This is a genomic window from Paenisporosarcina sp. P4_D4 (assembly GCF_056401835.1).
Genome location: NZ_JBFUIO010000138.1, coordinates 1 through 4,882, shown reverse-complemented (window position 1 = coordinate 4,882; position 4,882 = coordinate 1). Strand labels below are relative to the sequence as shown.

Below are 4,882 nucleotides of genomic sequence, written 5' to 3'. Positions count from 1 at the left end.
CATTTGAAGTGTTAGCCTGGGAAGACTTCGAAAGACTTTGCTTACGGTTCGTTAGATTAGAGGAAAAAGTGGAATATTGTCAACTTTATGGCACACGTGGCCAAGATCAAAAAGGAATTGATTTATATGCAAGGAAACTTGGAAAAAAGTATTCAGTTTATCAATGTAAGAGAGTTAAGGTTTTTGGTCCTTCACAAATAAAAGCAGCTGTAGAAAAATTTCTTGAAGGTGATTGGGTAGATAAGACTGACACATTTGTTTTATGTACATCAGAAAGTATGATACCAACAGATCGTGCAGATGAAATTGTGAATMAAGAGAAAGTTTTACAAAAACACGGAATCAATTTTATTCCTTGGGACAAGGAAACTTTATCTATTAAACTTAAACTATATCCGGAGTTGGTGGATGATTTCTTTGGTAGGGCTTGGGTAGATGCATTTTGTGGAATAGAGAAATCTAAAGAATTAGGTTCAAGATTAGATAGTAATCATGTATCTGAATTCAGAAATCAAATGAGGATGTTTTATAAAAGGGTATTTCAAACACATGATCCAGGGTTACCAGCCGCAACCCAGATAAATATGAGCTCCATAAGTCTAGAAGATAGGTTTGTTATACCGGACGTTATTGATAAACGAACCTTTCAATTAAGTGGTGATTCTCAAAATATTGAACAAAATATGAAGTTACCAAATTTTGATTTGTCGATTGAAGAGCATAGATCGTCTTCGACAATATCAAAAAAAATAACTACTTATCAACATCGTCAAGATCTTGATGTTTGGTTGTCTAGTAATGGTAATCGTAACATTATCTTAGGAGGACCAGGAAGTGGCAAGAGTTCACTGTTAAGATTTATAGCCATTGACCTGTTAGGCGAATCCCCTCAATTAAGCCTTCTTTCAAAGAAATGGGGCCTTTATTTACCGGTTTGGCTTCCTTTTGCTTTATGGACAAAATACATTTCCGAGTCCCCAGCAGGAACTTGTTCTATAAAGGATGTTTTAAAGGGATGGTTAAAAAGTTGGGATGAAGAGAGGCTTTGGCCACTTGTTGAACGTGCTCTGGAAGATAATCGACTTTTATTGCTGGTCGATGGTTTGGATGAATGGACCACTGAATCATCTGCGAGGTTAGCCTTAGATAGATTAAAAGTATTTGCACAGCAACGTGATATCCCTGTAATTCTGACAAGTCGTCCACATGGTTTTGAAAGAGTAGGAATTGGTTCAACAGATTGGGATATATGTGAGTTAAGTGATTTTTCAAATATCCAACAAAGGAAATTACTGAGTATTTGGTTTACCCTTTGGTACCAAAATAATAGTCAGCAAAATGTTGTGAAAGATGAAATTTTACGGAGAACAAATATGGCAATTGAGGATTTTATAAGTCAACTTGAGAAGTCGTCAGATTTACGTGAACTTGCAAAGATTCCATTATTACTTTCACTTTTAATTCTATTAAAAATCCATGATGCAAGGCTACCACAGAATAGATTTAAAGCATACGAAAAATTAATTGAGCTCTTTATTTCTACACACCCACAAAGAAGGATTGCAGCTGCAGGATTTGAAGTTAATCCGCTCGAACTTAACGATGATGAAATTAAGAGAGTAATGTCTTTTCTTGCTTTTATCATTCATGAGAAACATAGTGAAGGTATCATTACTAATAATGAAGCAATTCTCCAAATAGAATCATTTCTAAGAGATGAGGATATCGGTTTTGGATTAGAAAAGAAAGATGCTTACAGAATTAGTAATGCAATTTTATCCCTTGGTGAAGGGAATTTGGGATTACTTGTGAGCAAGTCCCCAAATGAAATTGGTTTTTTTCATCGAGCATTTCAAGAATTTTTAGCTTCTTTTTTTCTTTATACTAATAATAAGGAAAAGCAAATACAAGTAATTCAAAACAATTGCACAAATCCACAATGGTATGAAGTTATACTAGGACTATTTCATATTAATAATCGTTCAGAAGATATTCGACAATATATACAAAGTATTGATACTAAAGAGGTTAGCAAAGCTGAAAAGCTAAACATTAACCTTTTAGTATATGAAGCCACTTTCGGCCCTTACAATATGCCAGTTTTATTAGCTAAACAATATTGTGAAAATGCATTTAACGAAGTTGAACTAGGGCATTGGTTGCCTCATCGTGAAAGGGTTCTAAAAATAGTAATAGATGGTTTAAAATCGTCAAGCCTAAAAGAATTAGTAAAGAATAAGATTAGTGAATGGTTTCCTAGCCGTACAAATTGGAGGGAAGGTCTTATTGATGCAATGAGTGATTGGAATGATTCGGATAACACTTTAACGCATTATTTTAAAAGGGGACTATTCGATGAGGAATTTGACAATAAGCGTGCAGCTGTTAATGCTCTAATTAAAAAGAATAAAGGGGATCAAGCGTTAGGTGATTATTTAGTTAGTATTGTAAAAGGACCTAGAGATTCAATGACAAAGGCATTAATATTAGAGGGTTTAATATATGGTTGGTCAAAACATCATGAATTAAACTATATTTTAATTAATGCTAGAAACTCAATAAGTCCCGAATTAAGACTAACTGCAATAAAATCAAATGTTTTAAATAATATTCAGAGCAGTGAGGATTTACTGGAGTTGCTAAAATTAGGCATGAGAAATTCAGGATTGAACTATCATTTTAAAGATGAAATTTGGGAGCTATTATTAAAAGGATGGTCAAAAAATAAAGATGTGAAATCAGCTTGCCTTAGTGCTGTAATGAGGAAGCCTAATATTGAAGAGCTAGATTATGAAATAGCAATAAAGGTTCTTCTTAATGACTTTTCAGATGAGGAAGATGTTATACAGTTTTGTCTAAAAGAAATAAGAGAAGAAACCTACCCTTTTTTATTGATCCGATCCGAAGTGTGGAAATTAATAAAAGAAAAGTATCATGATAATAGTTTAATAATTGATGCCATAGATGATTGGCTTCTTAAAGGGCAACACGATGATATGAATTTAGTCGGTGCTGCGCTTGTTGGTTGTACTAAGACATCAAAGAATATTTTATTAGAAAAAGTAAAAACATCTAATGTTCCCCATTGGGCGGCTAATGCACTAATTGAAGGATGGGGTATGAAAGATGAACAAGTTGCCACCACTCTCAGTGGAATTGTTAATGAATCCGCTAAGAATTTATCGCTAATCAGTCATTTAATTGCAACAATTATTGATGACAAATCTTCTGCACAAAAAAGAATTATTGAATTGTTAAAAGACCCCGAGCTTATTCGTCTTGATTTTTTATTAATAGGAGCAGACAGGGTTTTAGACCATTCTTTCAAGAATGAAATACTGGAACATCTAATTAGCCTTGTCAAACACACAGAATTTAATGATCATAATTTATATAATAACAATAGAGCTGCAGTTAGTTATTTACTACAAAATTATTCAGATGAACCACGGGTTATGGAACTTGCAAAACAAGAAGTTTTAAAACGTGACGCTCTTTATGAAATAATTGCTAGAAATTATGGGGATGACAAAAAAATAAGAGATTATCTGCTTAGGATTGCGTTTCCGATACCAGCTCAATTAAGACAAATAATTGCTCAAAGACTTGGCGAAGGTATAGATTACAATGATTTCAATATTTCTTTATTGGAATTATATGACCATGAAGTTAATCCGATAGTAAAGGCAGAAAGTTCAATAAGCTTTCATAAACATATAAAATATAATAGTTTAGAATCTACAAAAGTAATTGATGCTTTAACTAATACAGTTGTGTGTTATGGCTATGATTACGAATCCCGAAGACAGGCTGCTTTTTGTGGACTGGTAACCTTAGACCGATTAGATATTTTTATTAATGCAAGGGAAAGAATAGGTGGAGATAAGACGAGTTTTGTTCCTTTTACGACAGTATTGCATAAGAATATTCCTTTTTTAGAACACGTACTAAACAATTGGGTATATATAAAAAATATTCTAGGTGATGAGATATTAAGTAGATTTTCTAGACACGAAAAGGACCCGCTTGTTTTATGGGAGGAATTAAGCATATTGGCAATCGAAGATTATCCAATACCGAGAAAAGAAATATTGGACTTTTTAGAAAATAGAAGTGAAAGGACAATCAAGCCTAATCTACTTAAATTAATTAGTAAAGAAAGACCTAAATCAATCTTATTGCTTGAGTATTTAATGGAATCATTGAACATAGATAGACCAAAAGAAATTTCTGATCCTGAACTAACATACACTGCTGCAAAAATATTAGGCGAACAATTTGCTGATGAAAAAAGTGTCCTATCTACTGTAAAGAAAGCAATTCAAGAGAATGTTTTTCATCAATCCGCTGTTGTTGCACTTTGTGAGGGGTGGCCAGATGAAGAGTTATTGGTTAATGTTAGGGGGTATGTAGAAGCTGAAAAGCCGTTAATGAAATATATGACATATTTTCAAGTTATTTCGAGGATATCAACATCTGAAAAATTATCTGAGATTATATCTCATGCAACAAATAAAAATGATGCTCTGCAACTACACTTGTGGAGAAGGGAAGAAAATATTAGACCAATTTTACGTAGAATTAAAGAAGATGAGCAACTTTTTGAGAACCTTTTCAGTATATTAAGAAATACCCCATCTTTAAATGAAAAAGCAAATATTCCTAAGTTAATTTCTGCTGCAAGAGGAATTTCTTTGCAATTGCGTGAATGGATTAATGAAGAAATTCATTCTGAGTTAGAAGGAAACAGTCAAGAAGCAAAAGATTTACTAATGGGAGAAATAAGACCGTTGGCACATATTTTATTAGAAATTTAATATTTAATCGCTAATTTGTTTGAAGTTCATTACTTCAATAAGATCCTGCCTACCTCCTAAGTGTG

At 33.0% G+C, this 4,882-nt stretch carries 1 protein-coding gene; it reads left to right on the top strand.

Annotated features, from left to right (window positions below; all coding sequences use genetic code 11):
- Positions 1-68: 68 nt before the first annotated feature.
- On the top strand, positions 69-4,817 hold the full coding sequence (locus tag AC1DSL_RS15770; protein WP_477532908.1) for an NACHT domain-containing protein: 4,749 nt from the start codon (positions 69-71) through the stop codon (positions 4,815-4,817).
- Positions 4,818-4,882: the final 65 nt, after the last annotated feature.